Consider the following 18,357-nt stretch of genomic DNA (forward strand, 5'->3'; position numbering starts at 1 on the left):
ACGCGGCCGGGCGCTCGGGGCACCGTGGGACGATGGCGCCGTGGCCGAAGAACTCATCGTGCTGGTGGACGACGACGGCCGGCAGGTCGGGACGATGCCCAAGCGGCTCGTGCACCACGGCGACACCCCGCTGCACCGGGCGTTCTCCGCCTACCTCTTCGACGACGCCGGCCGGCTGCTGGTCACCCGCCGCGCGCAGGTGAAGCAGACCTTCCCCGGCATGTGGACCAACACCGTGTGCGGCCACCCCGGCCCCGGGGAGGACGACGCCGCTGCGATCGCCCGGCGAGCGTCCGACGAGCTGGGCCTGGGCGTCACCGACCTGGCCCCGGCGCTGCCGGGCTACCGGTACCGCGCCGAGTTCGACGGGGTCGTGGAGAACGAGATCTGCCCGGTCTACGTGGGTCGCTTCGTCGGCGAGCCCCGGCCCGACCCCGCGGAGGCGGGGGAGTGGGAGGTGCTCGACTGGCCGGCGTTCCGCGCGCGGCAGGAGGCCGAGGGCGACGCCTGGTCCCCGTGGTGCCGGGAGCAGGCCCGGCTGATCGAGGAGGCCGGGCTGGTCCCGGCCGGGAGCTGAGCGCTCAGCGCGTCCGTGGGTCGATCGACAGCCGGACGACGCAGCCACCGCCGTCGTCGGACCGGGGACCGGTGGTCATCCGGTCCACCGCCCGGCGGGCCAGCCACAGGCCCATGCCGCCCACCGACAGGTCGGTGCCGTGCGCCGGCCCGTACCCGGCCAGCGGCTCCTCGAAGCCCGGGCCCCGGTCGCTGACGGTGCACAGCACCTGCTCGGGGCCGACCCACAGGCGGACGTCGACGGGCGGCACGCCGTGCTCCCCGGCGTTCGCGGTGACCTCGTCGATGGCAAGCACCAGGTCCTCGGTGTCGTCGGCGGGCAGCGGCCCGCCGCGCAGCGCCTGGTTCAGGCCCCGGCGGAGTGCACGCATGTCGGTGACGTCCTGGAACACCAGGGTCGGGCTGGTCTCCTCGGCCGGGTCGGCACCGGCGTCGCCCAGCTCGCGCAGGATCTCGGCGGGCTCCCGCCAGGCCGGGTTGTCGACCACGCGGTTGTCGCGCAGCAGCAGGCGGTGCGTGGCCCGGGCGAGGGCCGCGTCGTCGCCCAGCGACCCCTCGTCGACCACGCACAGGTGGTCCAGTGCGCGGTCGGCCAGCACGTGGTTGAGCAGCGCCTCGGTCTGCAGCCACGCGGTCATGCCGGCGCAGTGCCGGGTGCTGTCGGTGACCAGCTGCAGGCGGTGTCCGGAGGCGGGGGCGTGCTGGTCGAGCAGCGCGGTGTAGCCCGCCAGGGCCGTCGGGGTGCGCCCGTCGAGCACCTCGTCGCTCACCACCGCCACCGGGGCATCGGCCGGCAGGCCGGCCCGCAGCAGCTGGGCCAGCTCGTCGGAGCAGGCCAGCACCAGGGGGTCACCCCGCTCGAGGCCGGCAGCCAGGACGGGCAGGACCTGCGCCACGGCGCTGGCGTCGGCGCTGGTGACGTGCGCGACGTGCCGGTACCCGACCGACGGCCCACCCAGGGGTGCGGGCACGGCGGGCACGGGGGGCATGAGCGCTGGAGTGCCCGGCCCGAGGGCTGGTAACCGTGTTCACCGGCACTCATTCCCCACAGCCCCTCGACGGGGTTGCCCGACGGCGGATCGGGGCAGCGTGCAGGGGTGACGACGACGGCCGGGTCCCCGGCCCCGGAGCTCCCGGTGCGGCCCGGGTGCCCCAAGCGGATGGTCTTCGGCCCCTGTGGCGGGCCCACGGACGCGGGCAGGTGCGAGGTCGCCGACCACCGGTGCGTCTTCCTGGACGACCCGGCCCCGCCGTGGCCGCACCCGGTGGACGTGCCACCGCCGCGTCCCGGGGGACTGCTGGAGCTGGCGGCCCGCCGCCCGGTGGTGCTGACCGACCTGACGGTGACGCCCTTCGACCCGGCGTCGGTCCGCGCCGTGGTGTCCGTGCTGGCCCCCGACAGCGACGCCGTCCTGGTGGGCGAGCACCAGAACCGGCCCGACCTGCCACCCACCCAGCTGGCGGGTGAGGTGCTGGCCGCCGGCGGTCGGCCCTGGACGACGCTGGCCTGCCGGGACCGCAACCGGCTGGTGCTGGAGCAGGAGCTGGCCGGCCTGGCCCTGGTCGGGGTCGACGGTGTGCTCTGCGTGACCGGGGACGCCCGCGGACCCGGCGTCCGGCCCGGCATCACCCAGGTGTTCGACGTCGACGGGCCACGCCTCACCGCGATGGCCGCCCGGGCCGGTCTGTCCGCCGCGGTCCCCGAGTCCCCGGACGCACCCCCGGTGGACGCCCGCCCCGGGCGGCTGCTCACCAAGCAGCGGGCCGGGGCGGCGCTCTGCGTGCTCAACCACGTGCACAGCCCGGCCCGGCTGCGTGCCTTCGTGGCCGCCGCCCGTGCCGTCGGGGTGCGGCTGCCCTTCATCGCCGGCGTCGCCGTGTTCACCGACGAGCGGTCCGCACGCGTGCTGCAGGCCTTCCCCGGGCTGCACCTGGACGACGCCGTGGTCCGCGCCGTGCTCGGTGCCTCGGACCCGGTGGAGGCCGGCATCGCCGCGGCCGTCGAGGCCGCACGGACGGCGCTGGCCGTCGAGGGGGTCGTCGGGGTGGACCTGTCGGGGCTGGGCAGCGACCGCGGCGTGCTGGAGGGGGCCCGGGTCAAGGCCGAGGTCGCCCGCCGGATCAAGGAGGACACCGTGCACGACACCGTGCGACACCCGGGGGAGGACACCGCATGAGCCGGTTGGACAGCGACGCGATGGACGACGAGTTCGGCGTCGCCGCGGCGTGGACGGAGGAGGCCGCCCGCGCCCTGGGCCCCGGGCACGCCGTCCCGGCCGGGTGCCGGGGGTCGGGCAGCGTGGGAGCACTGCGGTGGCTGGCCGACCGGATGGGGCTCGGGGCGGGGGAGCTGCTGGTCGACGCCGGCGCCGGGGTCGGGGGACCCGCGGCCTGGGCGGCCGGCGAGCTGCAGGTGGTCCCGGTGTGCCTGGAGCCGATGCTGCCGGCCGTGCACGCCTCCCGGCACCTGGGCGGGCTGGCCTCCGCGGTCGCCCTGGGCCAGGCCCTCCCGTTGCGGGACGGCGTCACCCGGGCCGCGTGGAGCCTGGGGGTGCTGTGCACCACGGCGGACAAGGCCGGGGCGCTGGCCGAGCTGCGCCGCGTGCTGCAGCCCGGCGGGCGGCTGGGCCTGCTGGTCTTCGTCCAGGTGGTCGACGACCTGCCGGCGCCCGCGCCGGAGGGGAACGAGTTCCCCACGGAGGAGCAGCTGGGCCGGTTGCTGTCCGAGGCGGGCTTCCGGGTCGAGGAGCAGGGTGCCGCCGACCTGCACGACAACCCGCCCGGCTGGGACGAGGCCGCCGACGCCGTCGACGCCGAGGTCGAACGGCGCCACGGTGACGACCCCCGCTTCGCCCGCTCGAAGGCCCAGGCCGGCGCGATGGGCACCCTCATCGGTGCCGGCGCGCTGCGGCCCACGCTCCTGGTGGCCACCGCCGTCTGACCTGCCGGGCATGCCCGGGAGAGGGCGCGGGTTGACCGCACGTGCACGCAGAGGTGGTCGTCGTGGGGGCCGGACAGGCCGGGCTGTCCGCGGCGTACGCGCTGCACCGGGCGGGGACCGACTTCGTCGTCCTGGACGCCGACGAGGGACCCGGCGGTGCCTGGCAGCACCGCTGGGCCTCGCTGCGGCTGGAGCGGGCCAACGGCATCGTCGACCTCCCGGGGATGCCGTTGACGGGCGGCCCGGACGAGCGGGCCTCGGTCGCCATGGCCCGCTACTTCGGCGCCTACGAGCGGGAGTTCGCGCTGCCGGTGCGCCGGCCGGTCGTCGTCCGCCGGGTCACCCGCACCGACGACGGCTTCGCCTTGGCCACCGGTGCCGGGGACTGGACCGCGCGCGGGCTGGTCAACGCCACCGGCACCTGGACCCGGCCGTTCTGGCCGGCCTACCCCGGGCGGGCCGACTTCACCGGCCAGCAGCTGCACGCCGCGGACTTCCGGGACGCCGCTGCGTTCGCCGGGCGGCACGTGCTGGTCGTCGGAGGGGGGATCTCCGCGCTGCAGCTGCTGCTCGAGGTCGCCGAGGTGACGACGACGAGCTGGGTCACCCGCAGGCCACCGGTCTGGCGCACCGACGACTTCACCCCCGACGCCGGCCGCGCCGCGGTGGCGCTGGTGGAGGAGCGGGTCCGGGCCGGGCTGCCGCCCGGGAGCGTCGTCAGCGTCACCGGGCTGCCGGTCACCGCGGAGGTCGAGGCGGCCCGGGCGCGGGGGCTGCTCGAGCCGCTGCCGGTGTTCGACCGGATGACCCCGACCGGCGTGGCCTGGGACGCCGTCGCGGGGACGCCGGCCCGCACCCTGGACGCGGACGTCGTGCTGTGGGCCACCGGCTTCCGGGCGGCACTGGACCACCTGGCACCCCTGCACCTGCGGGCCCCCGGGGGCGGGATCGCCGTCGAGGGGACCCGGGTGGTGGCGGAGCCCCGGCTGCACCTGGTCGGCTACGGACCCTCGGCCAGCACGATCGGCGCCAACCGGGCCGGCCGCTCCGCCGTCCGCGAGCTCCTGGCGACGCTGGCGGCCGGCTGACCGGACTGGCTCAGCGGTCGGGGCGGGGCCGGACCTGCTCGTGCAGCCGGACGGCGACCAGGGCGACGTCGTCCTCGGCGCGCTCGGGCAGCAGTCGGGCCAGCAGGGTGTCGGCCAGCTCGGGCACCGGCGTCTCGGCCATCCCGGTCAGCAGTCCCTGCAGTGCGGTGATGCCGTCGTCGAACACCTGGTCCCGGCGCTCGACCAGCCCGTCGGTGTACAGCAGCACCGTCGAGCCGCGCTCGACCGTGGCCTCGTGCTCGCGACGGGGTGCGCCGGGGCTGACCCCCAGCAGCAGGTCGGCCCGGACGTCGCCGCCCAGCAGCCGGGTGCTGCCGTCCACGGCCAGGGCCACCGGGGGCAGGTGGCCGGCGTTCGACCAGCGCACCCGGCTCACGCCCCGCTCCAGCTCGTCGGGTGTCTGCTCCAGCCGGGCGACCAGCACGGAGGCGATGGCGTCCACCTTGAGGCCGGCGATGGCCGCGTCCAGCCGGGACAGCACCGCGGCCGGGCCGTCCTCGCTGGCGTAGGCGATGCCGCGCAGCAGACCGCGCAGCTGGCCCATCACCGCGGCGGCCTCGGTGTCGTGCCCGACGACGTCGCCGATCACCAGCACCGTCGCGCCGTCGGGCTGCTGGAAGACGTCGTACCAGTCACCGCCGACCTGGGCCTCCCGCGCGGCGGGCACGTAGCGCACGGCGATCTGCAGGTGGTCGGGCTGCGGCGGCTCCGACAGCAGGCTGCGCTGCAGTGTCTCGGCGGCGCGGGCGACCCGCCGGGTGCGGGCGTACAGCGCCTCCAGCAGGTTGGTGCGCAGCTCGGTCGCCTCGCCGACCTCGGCCGGCGTCCACGGCTCGGACCGGCCGTGCACCGTCTCCTGCCAGCGCGCGAAGGACTTCCGCGGGCTGATCCGGACGTCGTCCCCCTCAGGGACGGCGAGCACCTTGTGGTGCGGGTCGCCGCCCCAGTCGACCGAGCGGACCTTCTCGTGGCGCACCCAGACGACCGACTGGCCCTCGGGCAGCGGCACGCACAGCACGCCGCAGGCGACCTCGACCGGCACGCCCAACTCGGGGGCGTCGGTCAGCAGCGACTCCGAGGAGACGACGTCGGCCCGCCGTCCGGCCGCCCAGTCCGCGACCACGGCTGCGACGGCGGGGTCCAGCGGCAGACCGCGCACGGCGGTGTGCCCCTCGAGCTGGACGGCGACGCTGTCGGCGGGCACCAGGTCCAGCAGGTCGGGGGTGCCCAGCAGCGACTCGGCCAGCGGGCGGTCCTCGTCCAGGGTGGCGGCGGTCAGCCAGGCCAGCGTGGACCGGGCCCGCAGCGCGCGGCGGACCTCCTCCTCGGCGGCCCGGTCGACCAGTCGCAGGGACAGCGTCGAGGCCAGGAACTCCGCGGCGGCGCGGGTGGCGTAGGGCGGGGCGTGCGGGCCGGAGTAGTGGTGGCAGGCGATGAGCCCCCACAGCTTCTCCTCGCGCAGCAGCGAGATGGACATGGAGGACCGCACGCCCATGTTGTGCAGGTACTCCACGTGCAGCGGGGAGACGCTGCGCAGCGTCGAGTAGGTCAGGTCCAGCGGCTGTCCGGTGGCCGGGTGGTCGACCGGGTGCAGCACCGCGGGGGTGTAGCCGACGTCGGAGATCAGCCGGATCCAGTTCTTCTCGTACAGCGCCCGGGCCTGCGCCGGGATGTCCGAGGCCGGGTAGTGCAGGCCCAGGAAGGTGTCCAGGCCGCCGTGCTGGGCCTCGGCGACCACCTCGCCGTTGTAGGCCTCGTCGTAGCGGTAGAGCATCACCCGGTCGAAGCCGGTGAGGCTGCGGACGGCCTCCACGGTGATGTCGTAGAGCGCCTGCAGGTCGCTGGCCCGGTTGAGCTCGGCGATCGTGCCGCGGACGGCCTGGTAGGTGTTCGGGAAGCTGAAGGGGCGCGGGCCGAAGGCGGGCTCCAGCTCGACGACCAGGGTGCTGCCCAGGCCCCGCTCGGGCCCCGGGGTCACCGGTGCGCCCTCGCCGCCGGGCAGCAGCCGGGCGACCGGGCCGGCGGTGGGCGTGCCGTGCACGGCCCGGTGCAGGATCGCGTCGACCGGGACCGGGGTGCCGTCACGGTCCAGCGTCAGCTCGACCGGGTTGCGCTCGCGCAGGTCCCCGAAGGCCGCTGCCGAGCGGGCCACCGCCTGCGCCGGGACGGTGCCCAGCACGTCGGCCAGCGGCCGCCCGAGTGCGTCGGCCCACTCGATGCCGACGACGTCGACCAGGTTGGCCGAGGCCTGCTCGACGACGAGGTCGGGCTCGCTGACGGCGATCAGCACGCCGCGGGGCTGGATGCTGCCCGGGACGTGGATCGGCTCGCGCTCGCAGTTGGTGACGTCGACGGGGGTGCCGGGGGTGAGCCACTGGACGGGCTGGACGCCGGTCATGCGGGAGCACCTCCGGGGGAGGACGGGGGGACGGGACCCTGGCTCGGCGCAGACTGCTCGACGCCGGCGCACCACTGCGCCAGTGCACGGAAGGTACGGCGTGCCCCGTCGACGACCGCGTCCGGATCGCCGCCACCGGCCACGTGGTCCCGGGTGGCCCGGCGCAGACCGGCCCACATGGCGCCGGTCCGCTCGCCGTAGGGGCTGAACGCGCGCAGCCGGACGTCGGCCAGGGCCGGCAGCGTCGCCAGGTGCCGGTCGATGAACACCCCGCCCAGGGTGGACCCCTCCAGCACGTAGAGGGTGCCCAGCGCCCCGTCGGTGCCGGCGGGGGCGGGCAGGTCCGGGCCGGCGTCGAGCGGGCGGGCACCGAGCGTCGCTAGGTCGCCGGCGAAGACCCCGGCCCGCCGGCGACCGGCCCAGTCCACCGCACCGGCATCGGCCGGCTCGGCGGTGGCCCACGCGTCCAGGCCGGCCTCCACGGCGGTCCAGAAGGCGTGCATCCGCCGCAGCACGTCGGTCAGCCGGGCGGGGGTCAGGTCGGGGTCCAGCAGGGCCAGGGTGTCCTCGACCTGCTGGTGCTCGGGCGCCGTCGCGGTGCGCAGCTGCAGCATGACGTCGGACCGCTCGGTCACCGCGTCCGTCCCCGTCCCTCGTGCCTCCATCAACTCTCAGACACTAGGCCACGGCCGGGTGTCGCCAGCCGGTGCGTGCGGACCGCGAGGTGCAGCGCGAGGCGGTCCGCGCCGTCGGCCAGGTCGAGCCCGGTGAGCTCGGCCACTCGGCCCAGCCGGTAGTACAGCGTCTGCCGGTGGACGTTCAGCTCGGCCGCGGCCCGCTGCGGGGAGGCGGCGCAGTCCAGCCACACCTCGGCCGTGCGGGTGAGCACCGGGTCGGCCAGCAGCGGGGCGAGTGCGGGGTCCGGGCCGTCGAGGCGGACCACCTGGCGCCACGCACCGAGCTCGCCCCAGGACGCGACCGGGGCCAGCCGCGGCTCGACCGCGGCCACCCGGGCGGCGTCCCGGGCCTCCTGCCACTGGGTGGTCAGCGACGCGCAGCCGGTGCGCGCGGTGGCCACCCCGGCCGTGCTGCCCGCGGGCAGGCCGCGCAGGGCTGCAGCGGTCAGCGCGCCCGCGGGCCGGCCGTCCCGGGTGCTGGGCAGCGGGAGCAGCACCGCCACCCAGCGCCCCAGCACGGTCGCCACCGCGCCGGCCGCCGGCGCGGCCCAGCCCGGCGGCAGGGCCCCGGCCGGGCGCAGGGCCACCAGGGTGAGCGGGGTGTCGGCGCCCAGCGCGGTGCCCAGGCCGCGGACGGCGGGGCCGTCGTCCTCGCCGGTGAGCACCGACCGCAGGTCCGCGGCCAGGTCCCGGGTGCCCGGCCGGGTCGCGGCGAGCAGCTCGCCGGCCCGGGCGGCCAGCTCCGTGGCGGCGGCGAGGCCGGGGGCGGCGGGGTCGGCGACGTCGGTGCGGCCCTCGTCGAGGAGCCAGAGCCAGCCGTGCAGCCGACCGCGGTGCCGGACCGGCAGGCACAGCCGGGTGAGGATCCCGGCGGCCGGGTCGGCCGGGGTGCGCAGCGGCGCGGTCGCCGCGGCGATGCCCAGGTCGGTGAACCACCGCCGGGTCTGCACCGGTGAGCCGCGGGTCAGGATCGACCGCGTCCGGACGGCGTCCAGCGCGGTGCCGGAGCCGGCGTCCTCGCCCTGGGCGCAGAACGCCAGCAGGGTGAAGTCGGGGTCCTCCAGGGTGGCAGGCGCCGCCAGCAACCGGGACACCTCGTCCACGAGGTCCTGGAGGTCGTCCCGCATCAGACGATCGTACGAAGGAGTCCGGACACCTGTCGCTGGTGCGCCGCGTCCCGGTCTCCCTAGCGTCGTCGGCACACCCGCTGCCGCCCCGGAGGTCCCCGTGCTCGGTCAGGCCCTGCTCGCCGCGTCCCGCCGTCCCGGCCTGCGCAAGGTCGTCGTCGGCACGCCGGTGACCCGCCGCGTCGTGGACCGGTTCGTGGCGGGGGAGACCCTGCCCGACGCGCTGGACGCCGTCCGGGCGCTGTCCGGGCAGGGCGTGGCCGTCACCCTGGACCACCTCGGTGAGGACGTCACCGACCGCACCGAGGCCACCCGCTCCCGGGACGCCTACCTCGCCCTGCTGGACGGGCTGGTCCCGTTGGGGCTGGGCCGGGCCGCGGAGGTGTCGGTGAAGCTGTCCGCGTTCGGTCAGGCGCTGCCCGGTGGGCACGACGTGGCCCTGGAGCTGGTCCGCCCGGTGGTGGAGGCGGCCACCGCCGCGGGCACCACGGTCACCTTGGACATGGAGGACCACCGCACCGTCGACTCCACGCTGGCGGTGCTCGCCGAGCTGCGCCGGGACCACCCGGCCACCGGGGCGGTCCTGCAGGCCGCCCTCTTCCGCTCCGAGGACGACGCCCGTGACCTCGCCGTCGCCGGCTCCCGGGTGCGGCTGGTCAAGGGCGCCTACGCCGAGCCCGGCACCGTCGCGCACACCGAGAAGGCCGACGTGGACGCCGCCTACCGCCGCTGCCTGACCACGCTGTTCCGGGGCGACGGGTACCCGATGGCCGGCACGCACGACCCGGCGATGATCGCCCTCGCCCTGGACCTGGCCGCCGAGACCGGGCGGGCCCCCGACGGCCACGAGTTCCAGCTGCTCTACGGGATCCGCACCGGTGAGCAGCAGCGGCTGGCCCGCGCGGGGCACACCGTGCGGGCCTACGTGCCCTACGGCGCCGACTGGTACGGCTACTTCGTGCGCCGGCTGGCCGAGCGGCCCGCCAACCTGCAGTTCTTCCTGCGCTCCCTGATCACGACGTCCTGAGGGGGAGCCCCCCACGACTCGCACGCTCGCCGCGGGCCCCTGACGGGCGGCCGCACCACCACTCGACCGAAGGAGTCCTCCTGTGGACGGCATCACCCAGGTCCCTGCACCGCGCAACGAGACCGTGCTGGAGTACGCCCCCGGCTCCCCGGAGCGGGCGGCGCTGCAGGCCGAGCTCGCCCGGCTCGCCGCCGCCCCCCAGGAGCTGACCGCCACCATCGGCGGCGTCCAGCGGATGGCCGGCGGGGCGGCGTTCGACGTCGTCGCGCCGCACGCGCACGCCCAGGTCCTCGGCACGTCGGCGCACTCCACCGCCGCCGACGCCACGGACGCGGTGGCCGCCGCCAAGGCCGCCGCCCCGGGCTGGGCCGAGCTGTCCCAGGACGACCGCGCCGCGGTGTTCCTCAAGGCCGCCGACCTGCTCGCCGGGCCGTGGCGGCAGACGCTGAACGCCGCCACGGTGCTCGGGCAGTCCAAGACCGCGCACCAGGCCGAGATCGACAGCGCCTGCGAGCTGGCCGACTTCTGGCGGTTCAACGTGCACTTCGCCCGCCAGGTGCACGCCGAGCAGCCGGTGTCCTCACCCGGCGTCTGGAACCGGGTCGACCACCGCCCGCTGGAGGGCGTCGTCTACGCCGTCACCCCGTTCAACTTCACCGCCATCGCCGGCAACCTGCCCACCGCCCCGGCGCTGATGGGCAACACCGTCGTCTGGAAGCCCGCGCCCACCCAGCAGTTCGCCGCCCACCAGCTGATGCGGCTGCTCGAGGCCGCCGGGCTCCCCGACGGCGTGGTCAACATGCTGCCCGGGGACGGCGTCGCGGTCTCCGACGTGGTGCTCGCCGACCGCGACCTGGCCGGCATCCACTTCACCGGCTCGACGGCGGTCTTCCAGCACCTGTGGCGCACCGTGGGCGAGCGCATCGCCGACTACCGGACCTACCCGCGGATCGTCGGGGAGACCGGCGGCAAGGACTTCATCGTCGCCCACCCCTCCGCCGACCTCGAGGTGCTGCGCACCGCGATGGTCCGTGGCGCCTTCGAGTACCAGGGCCAGAAGTGCTCGGCCGCCTCCCGCGCCTACGTCCCGCGCTCGCTGTGGACCCGGCTGCGCGACGACCTGGCCGGCCTGGTCGACGCGCTGCCGATGGGCGACGTCACCGACTTCTCGAACTTCATGGGCGCGGTCATCGACCGGCGGTCCTACGACCGGCTCTCCGCGGTGCTGGACCGGGCCCGCTCGGACGACGCGCTGTCCGTGGTTGCCGGGGGCACCTGCGACGACGCCGAGGGGTTCTTCGTCCGGCCCACCGTCATCGAGGGCAGCGACCCCGAGCACGACGTCTTCCGCACGGAGTACTTCGGCCCGGTGCTCGCCGTGCACGTCTACGACGACGCCGACTGGGACACCGTGCTGCGCCAGATGGAGTCGGTGGCGCCCTACGCGCTCACCGGCGCCGTCATCGCCCAGGACCGGGCCGCCGTCGCGCACGCCTCCCGGGTGCTGCGCCACGCCGCCGGCAACTTCTACGTCAACGACAAGCCCACCGGTGCCGTCGTCGGCCAGCAGCCCTTCGGCGGCGCCCGCGCCTCGGGCACCAACGACAAGGCCGGTGCGGCGCAGAACCTGCAGCGCTGGACGTCGACCCGGGTGGTCAAGGAGACCTTCGCCCCGGCCCGGGACCACCGCTACCCGCACATGGGCTGAGCCCCCGGGAGCCCGCTCAGGCCGTGGGGACGACGACCCCGCACTCCTCGGCGAGCTCGCGGAGCAGCACCTGCACGGTCTCCTCGATCGAGCCCTCCCCGGAGTAGCGGTGGCCGGGCTCGTCGTCGGTGAGCGGCTCCAGGGTGTCGAGCTGGCTGCGCAGCAGCGACCCGGGCATGTAGTGCCCGGTCCGCTTGCGCAGCCGCTCGACCAGGACGGACTCGCTGGTGTCCACGTGGGCGAACCAGACCGAGTCGTGCCCCTCGCGCAGCAGGTCGCGGTACTCGTGCTTGAGCGCCGAGCAGGTGACGACCAGGCCGCGGCCGGCCGCCTCCCGCTCGCCGATCGCCGCGGCGACCGCGCGCAGCCACGGCCAGCGGTCCTCGTCGGTCAGCGGGGTGCCGGCGCGCATCTTGGCCACGTTCGCCTCGGGGTGCAGGTCGTCGCCCTCGACGAACTCCCACCCCAGCCGCTGCGCGATCCGCTCGCCGACCGATGACTTGCCGGTGCCCGACACCCCCATGACGACGACGGACGTGCTGCGGGGCTCGGTCGACTCGGGCATCCCCTGACCGTAGGGGACCCCCGCGGGGTGCGTCGGGTCGGCCGCCGGTCATGCTCGGTGCGCTGATGGACGGGGGAGCGGTGCAGGAGACGGGCCCGGTGTGGCGGGTGCCCGCCGTCCGGGCGCTGCTGGCCGCCTCGCTGCTGGGGTTCACCAGCTACGCGATCACGCTGTCCGCGCTGCCCTCCCAGGCCGTCCGCGGCGGTGCCGACGTCGGCGCCGCCGGCCTGGTGACGACGGTCTTCCTCGCCGCCACCGTGGCCACCCAGCTCGCCGTCCCGCGGCTGGTGGCCCGCTTCGGGCTGGGCGCGGTGTTCACCGCCGGGCTCCTCGCCCTGGGTGCGCCGTCCCCGCTGTACCTGCTCGACGACGGCCTGACCTGGCTGTGCGTGGTGTCCGGGCTGCGCGGCACCGGGTTCGGCGTGCTGACCGTGCTGGGCGCGACCATCGCCGCCCGCGCGGTGCCGCTGTCGCGCCGGGGCGAGGCGCTGGGTCTCTACGGGCTGGCGCTGGGCCTGCCGACGCTGGCCGCCACCCCCGGCGGGGTGGCCCTGGTGCTGTCCGGTCAGCTGGGCTGGCTGGTCGCGCTGGCCACCCTGCCGGTGCTGGGCGTGCTGGCCGTGCCGGCGCTGGTGCGCGCGGTGCCGGACACCGTGGCGGCGGCGACGGGGGCACCGACCGGGCCCGCGGTGCGGGCCGCGCTCCCGCCGTCCCTGGTGCTGCTGGTGGTCACCCTGGCCGGGGCGGGCCTGGTCACCTTCCTGCCCATCGCGCGCCCGGACGGACTCGTCGCGACCCTGGGCCTGCTGGCCTTCGGCGTCACCGGGGCGCTGTCGCGCTGGGGTGGCGGGGTGCTGGCCGACCGGGTGGGCACCCGGGTGCTGCTGCCCGCGGCGTTGCTGCTGGGCGCGGCCGGGCTGGTGCTGCTGGCGACCGGGCTGCAGGTGGACGCGCTGGTGCTGGTCGGGTCCGCGGTGCTGGGGCTGTCCTACGGCGGGGTGCAGAACACCTCGCTGGTGGTGGCGATGGCCCGCGCGGGCGACGCCGGGACGACGACGGCCAGCTCGGTGTGGAACGCCAGCTTCGACGCCGGCACCGGGCTGGGTGCCCTCGCCGTCGGCGTGCTCGCGGCGGCGCTGGGCCTGGACCTGGCCTACGCGGTGCTGGCCGGCCTGCTGGTGCTGGTCCTGCCGGTGGCCCTGCGCGTCACCCGCGGGCTCTGAGGCCCGGCGCGGTCGGGGTCAGGCGGTCTCGGCGGCCCGCCGTGCGGCGATCGCCTGCATCTCGCGCACGAAGGCGGCCTCGCCGGCGATCGCCGTCAGCCAGGCCCGCAGCGCCACGGGGTCGCGGCGGGCGGCGTCGCGCAGCGCGGTGATCCGCATGTGCCGGCCGGTGGCCTGCGCGCGCTGGGCGGGGGACAGCTCGCGCGCACCGCTGCGGGAGATCGCGGTGAAGGCCGCCCCGAGGTAGGTCAGCGCCGGGAGGTCGGTGGCCCGCGCCAGGACCTGCTCGGCGGCGGCGGCGTCCCCGGCGGCGGCCAGGGCCAGGTGCTCCTCGGCTCGGGCGAAGCCCTCGTCGGCGGTGCTCATGTCGTCTCCTGTCGGCGGGCCGGAACGCAGAACGGCCCCGCCGAGGGCGGGGCCGGACTGGTGTGGGTGCGCCATCAGGGACTTGAACCCCGAACCCGCTGATTAAGAGTCAGCTGCTCTGCCAATTGAGCTAATGGCGCGGCGTCGCCCGCGTGCGGCGACTCCGAGAATAGTACACGGGGCGGGGACGGGGCGCGCCACGGGGTCGGTGTCGACCTCGTGACAGTGACCTGACAGCCGGAGCGTGGACACTGGGGACAGGCGTGTGGGTCCGGCCGGGAGTGTCCCGGTGTCCGTGACCCCGCTGGTCAGGGGGACTCAGTGCGGATGAGGCAGAGGGTGGCCGCGATCGCGGTCGCCGGCGGGTTGATGCTGGTGGCGGGGTGCCAGGGCGGTGACGACTCGTCCGGGCAGGCCGACGGCAGCCCGACGCCGACGACCGTGGCGCCGGCCGCGCAGCTGGCGCTGTCGCCGACCGACGGCACCGCGGACGTGTCGCCGACCACGCCGGTGCAGCTGTCGGTCACCGACGGCACGCTGGGGGAGGTCAGCGTCACCGACGCGGCCGGCACGGTCGTCGAGGGCACGGTCGCCGAGGCCGCACCCGCCGCCGCCCCGGCCGCCGCCACCTCCGGCGCCCCGGAGAGCAGCCCGGCACCGGCCGCCGCCGACGCCACCTCCGTGTGGACGCCGGCCGCCCCGCTGGCCTACGGCACGACGTACACGCTCACCGCCGAGGCGACCAACGCCGAGGACGACGCCACCTCGGCGACCACGACGTTCACCACCGTGGCCCCCGGCACCCTGAGCACCCCCTCGATCGGGCCGCTGGACGGCACGACCGTCGGTGTGGGGATGCCGATCCGGGTCTACTTCGACCAGCCGGTCACCGACCGGGCCGCTGTCGAGAGCCACCTCGCGGTGACCAGCTCGACGCCGACCGACGGGCGCTGGAGCTGGATGAACGACTCCGAGGTGCACTTCCGGCCCTCCACCTACTGGCCGGCGAACAGCGAGGTGACCCTGGACGCCGACCTGTACGGCGTCGACATGGGCGGCGGCGTGTGGGGGGAGAAGGACCGCAGCGTCTCCTTCGCCGTCGGGTCCAAGCACGTCTCGGTCGCCGACGCCGGCACGCACACCCTCACCGTCTACGCCGACGACCAGGTCGTGCAGACCTACCCGATGAGCGCCGGGGGCCCGGAGAACCCGACCCGCAACGGCCCGCACGTGGTGCTGGAGAAGCGCGCCGACATCACCATGGACTCCTCGACCTTCGGCCTGGCCGTGGACGCCCCCGGCGGCTACCGGACCGACGTGCAGTTCGCCACCCGCATCTCCAACAACGGTGAGTTCGTGCACGCCGCCCCGTGGTCGGTGGGCCAGCAGGGCTCCAGCAACGTCTCGCACGGCTGCATCAACCTGTCCACCGACCGGGCCCAGTGGTTCTTCGACTTCAGCCAGCCCGGCGACGTCGTCGAGGTGGTCAACTCGGCCGGGCCGACGCTGTCCTCGGTCGACGGGGACATCTACGACTGGGCCATCCCGTGGGACCAGTGGGTGGCCGGCAGCGCGCTGTGAGCTGACCCGCCCCGACGACGAGAGGCCGTGACCCGGTGGGTCACGGCCTCTCGTCGTCCCGGGTCTCCGCTCGGTCACGATCCGGTGACGGCTGGCCTGCCCAGCCGCTCTGGAACGACGGGGTGTCGATACCGTCCGCCGACGTCACAGCCGCAACGGGGGACCACGTGTACACGACAGGACCGCATCCAGGACAGCTCTCGACCCCGGTGGGGTCCCCAGGTCCGCCGCGGAGCCGATGGCGGGGGTTCGTGCTCCCGGCGGTCGCCCTCGCGGCCGGACTGGCGATCGGCGTCGCGGGAGGCTCGCTGATCGGCCCCAGTGGGGACGAGTACGCCGCGGCCCGGAGCGAGGTGACGGCCCTGGGCGGTGAGCTCGGGACGGCCACCGACGACCTGACCATGATGACCAACCGTCGGGACTCCCTGCAGACGCAGCTGGACACGGCCGAAGCCGAGGTCGCGGCTGCCGAGCAGCGTGTCGCCGAGCTCGATGCCCGCGAGGCCGGACTCGACACCCGGGAGGCCGGCCTGAGCACGCGTGAGGCGGCCGTGACCGCGACCGAGCAGACGATCGCGGCCAACTCCGTCGGGAACGGCACCTGGACCGTCGGGACGGACATGCAGGCGGGCACGTACCGCACGTCGGCGGCCGTGACCTCCGGGCAGTGCTACTGGTCGATCACGGTGACCGGGAGCAACGGCGGCGACATCATCGAGAACGACATCGTCACCGGCGGCTTCCCCACCGTGACCGTGTCCGAGGGGCAGACGTTCGAGAGCAACCGCTGCGGGACCTTCGTCCTGCAGTGAGCTGACCCGCCCCGACGACGAGAGGCCGTGACCCGGTGGGTCACGGCCTCTCGTGCGTGGGGTGAGTGACGGGACTTGAACCCGCGACATCCAGGATCACAACCTGGCGCTCTACCAGCTGAGCTACACCCACCATCGCAGCCCGCGAACGGGCCTCGATGAGAGTACCGGAGCGGTCAGGCCCCCGGCGCGGGGGCCTGCTGGCCGGCGAGCAGTGCGGCGTAGGACTCGACGACGGCGGCCGACGCGGCCTGGGTCTGCTCGCTGGTCGGGCCGGGGGCGGCGACGAAGAGGGTCTGCCGGTAGTAGGCCAGTTCCCGGATGGACTCCAGGATGTCGGCCAGTGCCCGGTGGGCCAGGCCCTTGGGCGGCTGGCTGAAGTAGACCCGCGGGAACCAGCGGCGGGCCAGCTCCTTGACCGAGGAGACGTCGACCATCCGGTAGTGCAGGTGGTCGTCGAGCTCGGGCATGTCCCGGGCGATGAAGCCGCGGTCGGTGCCGATGGAGTTGCCGCACAGCGGCGCCGTCCGGCGGTCGGGGACGAAGCGCTTCACGTAGGCCAGCACCTGCTGCTCGGCGTCGGCCAGGCTCACCGCCGAGGCCCGCACGGCCTCGGTCAGCCCGGACTTGGCGTGCATCTGGGTGACGACGTCCCCCATCGCGGCGAGCTCGTCGTCCGTTGCGTGCACGATGACGTCCAGGCCCTCGTCCAGGACGTTGAGCTCGGAGTCGGTGACGACCACCGCGATCTCGATGAGCTTGTCCGTGGTGAGGTCCAGCCCGGTCATCTCGCAGTCGATCCAGACCAGGTGGTGCGCCCCGTTGTTCTTACCGCTGTCGGCCACGACCGGCGACAGTACGCACCAGCCGGCCCCGGCGCCCCACTCGACCCGCGGGTACCGCAACCCGCCGGGACCCGCCAGTCGAGAGGGCTGACCGGGACGCCCTGCACCGATACGCTGCTGGCTCGGCCACCTCGAGGAGCACCCGTGCCCCCCACCAGCACCGCGCCCGCCCTCCCGGCGGCGCCCGCCTCCGTGCGTCAGGCGGCTCGGCACCCCGTCGCCGCCCTGCGCTGGCTCTGGGCCTACGCGATGACGCCCGGCGCGCCCGGCCGGCCCACGACGCCTGCGGAGATGCGCTGGCTGTACGGCGGCTGGCTGCTGGCCTTCGCGCTGAAGATGCTCGGCAGCTCGTGGGACGTGTCCTGGCACTTCAAGTGGCTGCGCGACGACCTCGCGCCCCCGCACCTGCTCAACTCCGCGGGCACCGTGCTCGTCGTGGCCCTCGTCGTGGTGCACAGCTACAGCGGCCGCGGGGTCGACGTCCGGGCGCTGCGCTGGATGCAGGTCGGCACCGCCGTGTTCCTGGCCGCCGTCCCGATCGACATCGTGAACCACCGGGTGAACGGGCTGGACATCACCAGCTGGAGCCCCAGCCACATGCTGCTCTACGTCGGGACGGCGATCATGCTGGCCGGCGCCATCCGCGGCTGGTGGCTCTACGCCGAGGCCGGCCGGGCACGCACCCTGGTCAGCCTGGGCCTGTGGCTGTTCTTCCTGGAGAACGTGCTCTTCCCCAACCAGCACCAGGAGTACGGCGTGCTGTCCCTGGCCGCCTACCGCGCCGGGCACACCACCGCCGAGCCGCAGCTGCTGGACTTCGCCGCCTCCCAGGGCAAGGACGCCGCGGCGTTCATGCTCCCCGTGCCGGACTGGGTGCACCCGGCCTGGCTGATCGGGGCCGGCCTGCTCAGCCTCGTCGTGGCCCGCAAGGTCGTCGGCCTGCGCTGGACGGCGACGGTCCTCACCGCCACCTACCTGGGCTACCGGGCCGTCGTCTGGGGCCTGCTGGCCGCGACCGGCTTCCCGCCCTCCGTGCTGCCGGTGATGCTGCTGGTCGGCGCCGTCCTGGTCGACCTGGCCGTGACCTGGCGGGTCCCGGGCGCGATCGCCGGCATCCCGGTGGCCGGGGCGGTCTTCGCGGTCGCCTTCGCCCAGGAGTTCCTCGCCGTCATCCCGCCGTGGGAGTGGCGCGCCACGCCGTTCGTCTGCATCGGGTTCGCCCTGCTGTGGGCGGTGGTGGACCGGACCGGGCGCAGCGGTCGCTGGCAGCGCTGGCTGGTCGCCGTCGACCCCGCTGTGCACCCGGCCGCCACGGTGGTCCTCCCGTCGGCCAGCGGCGGCGCGTCCCGGCGGTGACGCCCGGGTCGGGCGCGCGGATGTCGTAACGTCGGGAGGACGACGG

Annotated in this window: 17 protein-coding genes and 2 tRNA genes; 10 read left to right on the top strand and 9 right to left on the bottom strand. The window is 75.5% G+C overall.

All coding sequences use genetic code 11. From position 1 onward, the window contains the following. Window positions 1-40: 40 nt before the first annotated feature. Window positions 41-577: an isopentenyl-diphosphate Delta-isomerase gene (idi, locus tag ASG41_RS16165; protein ID WP_056297219.1), complete on the top strand. Its 537-nt coding sequence runs from the start codon at window positions 41-43 to the stop codon at window positions 575-577. A gap of 4 nt (window positions 578-581) precedes the next feature. Here the strand turns inward: idi and ASG41_RS16170 are convergent, their stop codons facing one another. Further along, window positions 582-1,547, bottom strand: a complete 966-nt coding sequence (locus ASG41_RS16170; protein ID WP_162245572.1) for an ATP-binding protein — start codon at window positions 1,545-1,547, stop codon at window positions 582-584. Window positions 1,548-1,673: 126 nt separating this feature from the next. Between ASG41_RS16170 and ASG41_RS16175 the strand changes: the two genes are divergently transcribed. From ASG41_RS16175 to ASG41_RS16185, 3 genes are read left to right on the top strand one after another with little or no spacing between them, the layout of a single operon-like run. Further along, window positions 1,674-2,753: a methylenetetrahydrofolate reductase C-terminal domain-containing protein gene (locus ASG41_RS16175; RefSeq protein ID WP_235564848.1), complete on the top strand. Its 1,080-nt coding sequence runs from the start codon at window positions 1,674-1,676 to the stop codon at window positions 2,751-2,753. After that, a complete protein-coding gene (locus ASG41_RS16180; protein ID WP_235564849.1) occupies window positions 2,750-3,517 on the top strand; it encodes a class I SAM-dependent methyltransferase in 768 nt (255 codons plus the stop codon). Before ASG41_RS16175 ends, ASG41_RS16180 begins: the two co-directional genes overlap by 4 nt. A gap of 41 nt (window positions 3,518-3,558) precedes the next feature. Then, a complete protein-coding gene (locus ASG41_RS16185; RefSeq protein WP_056297225.1) occupies window positions 3,559-4,605 on the top strand; it encodes an FAD-dependent oxidoreductase in 1,047 nt (348 codons plus the stop codon). A 10-nt stretch (window positions 4,606-4,615) separates the two neighbouring features. On the opposite strand, the gene ASG41_RS16190 is transcribed toward ASG41_RS16185, so the two are convergent. Genes ASG41_RS16190 through ASG41_RS16200 form a run of 3 tightly spaced genes read right to left on the bottom strand, consistent with a single transcriptional unit; the run spans window position 4,616 to window position 8,828 of the window. After that, entirely contained in the window at window positions 4,616-7,024 is a 2,409-nt protein-coding gene (locus tag ASG41_RS16190; protein ID WP_056297228.1) for a SpoIIE family protein phosphatase, read from the bottom strand. Beyond that, the gene (locus tag ASG41_RS16195) at window positions 7,021-7,659 is read right to left on the bottom strand and encodes a biliverdin-producing heme oxygenase (RefSeq protein ID WP_235564850.1); all 639 of its coding nucleotides are present in this window, start codon (window positions 7,657-7,659) and stop codon (window positions 7,021-7,023) included. Before ASG41_RS16195 ends, ASG41_RS16190 begins: the two co-directional genes overlap by 4 nt. A gap of 29 nt (window positions 7,660-7,688) precedes the next feature. Next, window positions 7,689-8,828 carry a CdaR family transcriptional regulator gene (locus ASG41_RS16200; RefSeq protein WP_056297234.1) on the bottom strand — a complete coding sequence of 380 codons (1,140 nt, stop codon included), beginning with the start codon at window positions 8,826-8,828 and terminating at the stop codon, window positions 7,689-7,691. A 100-nt stretch (window positions 8,829-8,928) separates the two neighbouring features. On the opposite strand from ASG41_RS16200, the gene ASG41_RS16205 reads away from it, so the two are divergent. Then, window positions 8,929-9,855, top strand: coding sequence for a proline dehydrogenase family protein (locus tag ASG41_RS16205; protein ID WP_056297237.1), 927 nt, complete (start codon window positions 8,929-8,931; stop codon window positions 9,853-9,855). Window positions 9,856-9,937: 82 nt separating this feature from the next. Beyond that, window positions 9,938-11,563, top strand: coding sequence for an L-glutamate gamma-semialdehyde dehydrogenase (pruA, locus tag ASG41_RS16210; protein WP_056297240.1), 1,626 nt, complete (start codon window positions 9,938-9,940; stop codon window positions 11,561-11,563). 16 nt (window positions 11,564-11,579) lie between these two features. On the opposite strand, the gene ASG41_RS16215 is transcribed toward pruA, so the two are convergent. Then, complete coding sequence (locus tag ASG41_RS16215) at window positions 11,580-12,128, bottom strand: gluconokinase (RefSeq protein ID WP_056297242.1); 549 nt, start codon at window positions 12,126-12,128, stop codon at window positions 11,580-11,582. A gap of 50 nt (window positions 12,129-12,178) precedes the next feature. On the opposite strand from ASG41_RS16215, the gene ASG41_RS16220 reads away from it, so the two are divergent. Further along, window positions 12,179-13,351 carry an MFS transporter gene (locus ASG41_RS16220; RefSeq protein WP_235564851.1) on the top strand — a complete coding sequence of 391 codons (1,173 nt, stop codon included), beginning with the start codon at window positions 12,179-12,181 and terminating at the stop codon, window positions 13,349-13,351. 18 nt (window positions 13,352-13,369) lie between these two features. On the opposite strand, the gene ASG41_RS16225 is transcribed toward ASG41_RS16220, so the two are convergent. Together ASG41_RS16225 and ASG41_RS16230 are read right to left on the bottom strand one after the other, a co-directional pair. After that, window positions 13,370-13,717 (bottom strand): hypothetical protein, encoded by a 348-nt coding sequence (locus ASG41_RS16225; RefSeq protein ID WP_056297245.1) that lies wholly within the window; start codon window positions 13,715-13,717, stop codon window positions 13,370-13,372. 67 nt (window positions 13,718-13,784) lie between these two features. Continuing rightward, window positions 13,785-13,857, bottom strand: a tRNA-Lys gene (locus ASG41_RS16230). 187 nt (window positions 13,858-14,044) lie between these two features. Here ASG41_RS16230 and ASG41_RS16235 point away from each other — a divergent pair. Further along, entirely contained in the window at window positions 14,045-15,298 is a 1,254-nt protein-coding gene (locus tag ASG41_RS16235) for an Ig-like domain-containing protein (protein ID WP_056297248.1), read from the top strand. A 251-nt stretch (window positions 15,299-15,549) separates the two neighbouring features. Next, complete coding sequence (locus ASG41_RS16240) at window positions 15,550-16,110, top strand: hypothetical protein (protein WP_056297252.1); 561 nt, start codon at window positions 15,550-15,552, stop codon at window positions 16,108-16,110. A gap of 57 nt (window positions 16,111-16,167) precedes the next feature. Here ASG41_RS16240 and ASG41_RS16245 read toward each other — a convergent pair. After that, window positions 16,168-16,243: transfer RNA gene (locus tag ASG41_RS16245), tRNA-His, on the bottom strand. 43 nt (window positions 16,244-16,286) lie between these two features. Next, window positions 16,287-16,955: an oligoribonuclease gene (orn, locus tag ASG41_RS16250; protein ID WP_082557070.1), complete on the bottom strand. Its 669-nt coding sequence runs from the start codon at window positions 16,953-16,955 to the stop codon at window positions 16,287-16,289. Between the two features lie 144 nt (window positions 16,956-17,099). Between orn and ASG41_RS16255 the strand changes: the two genes are divergently transcribed. Then, window positions 17,100-18,311: a hypothetical protein gene (locus ASG41_RS16255; RefSeq protein ID WP_200939012.1), complete on the top strand. Its 1,212-nt coding sequence runs from the start codon at window positions 17,100-17,102 to the stop codon at window positions 18,309-18,311. Window positions 18,312-18,357: the final 46 nt, after the last annotated feature.

Origin of the sequence: Modestobacter sp. Leaf380 (genome assembly GCF_001424485.1) — a bacterium.
Taxonomy (GTDB): domain Bacteria; phylum Actinomycetota; class Actinomycetes; order Mycobacteriales; family Geodermatophilaceae; genus Klenkia.

Excerpts from the sequence above, each read along its gene's own strand:
- ASG41_RS16180 (WP_235564849.1), top strand. The coding sequence starts at position 2,750 with ATGAGCCGGTTGGACAGCGACGCGATGGACGACGAGTTCGGCGTCGCC.
- ASG41_RS16190 (WP_056297228.1), bottom strand. The coding sequence starts at position 7,024 with ATGACCGGCGTCCAGCCCGTCCAGTGGCTCACCCCCGGCACCCCCGTC.
- ASG41_RS16200 (WP_056297234.1), bottom strand. The coding sequence starts at position 8,828 with ATGCGGGACGACCTCCAGGACCTCGTGGACGAGGTGTCCCGGTTGCTG.
- ASG41_RS16215 (WP_056297242.1), bottom strand. The coding sequence starts at position 12,128 with ATGCCCGAGTCGACCGAGCCCCGCAGCACGTCCGTCGTCGTCATGGGG.
- ASG41_RS16220 (WP_235564851.1), top strand. The coding sequence starts at position 12,179 with ATGCTCGGTGCGCTGATGGACGGGGGAGCGGTGCAGGAGACGGGCCCG.
- ASG41_RS16225 (WP_056297245.1), bottom strand. The coding sequence starts at position 13,717 with ATGAGCACCGCCGACGAGGGCTTCGCCCGAGCCGAGGAGCACCTGGCC.
- ASG41_RS16235 (WP_056297248.1), top strand. The coding sequence starts at position 14,045 with ATGAGGCAGAGGGTGGCCGCGATCGCGGTCGCCGGCGGGTTGATGCTG.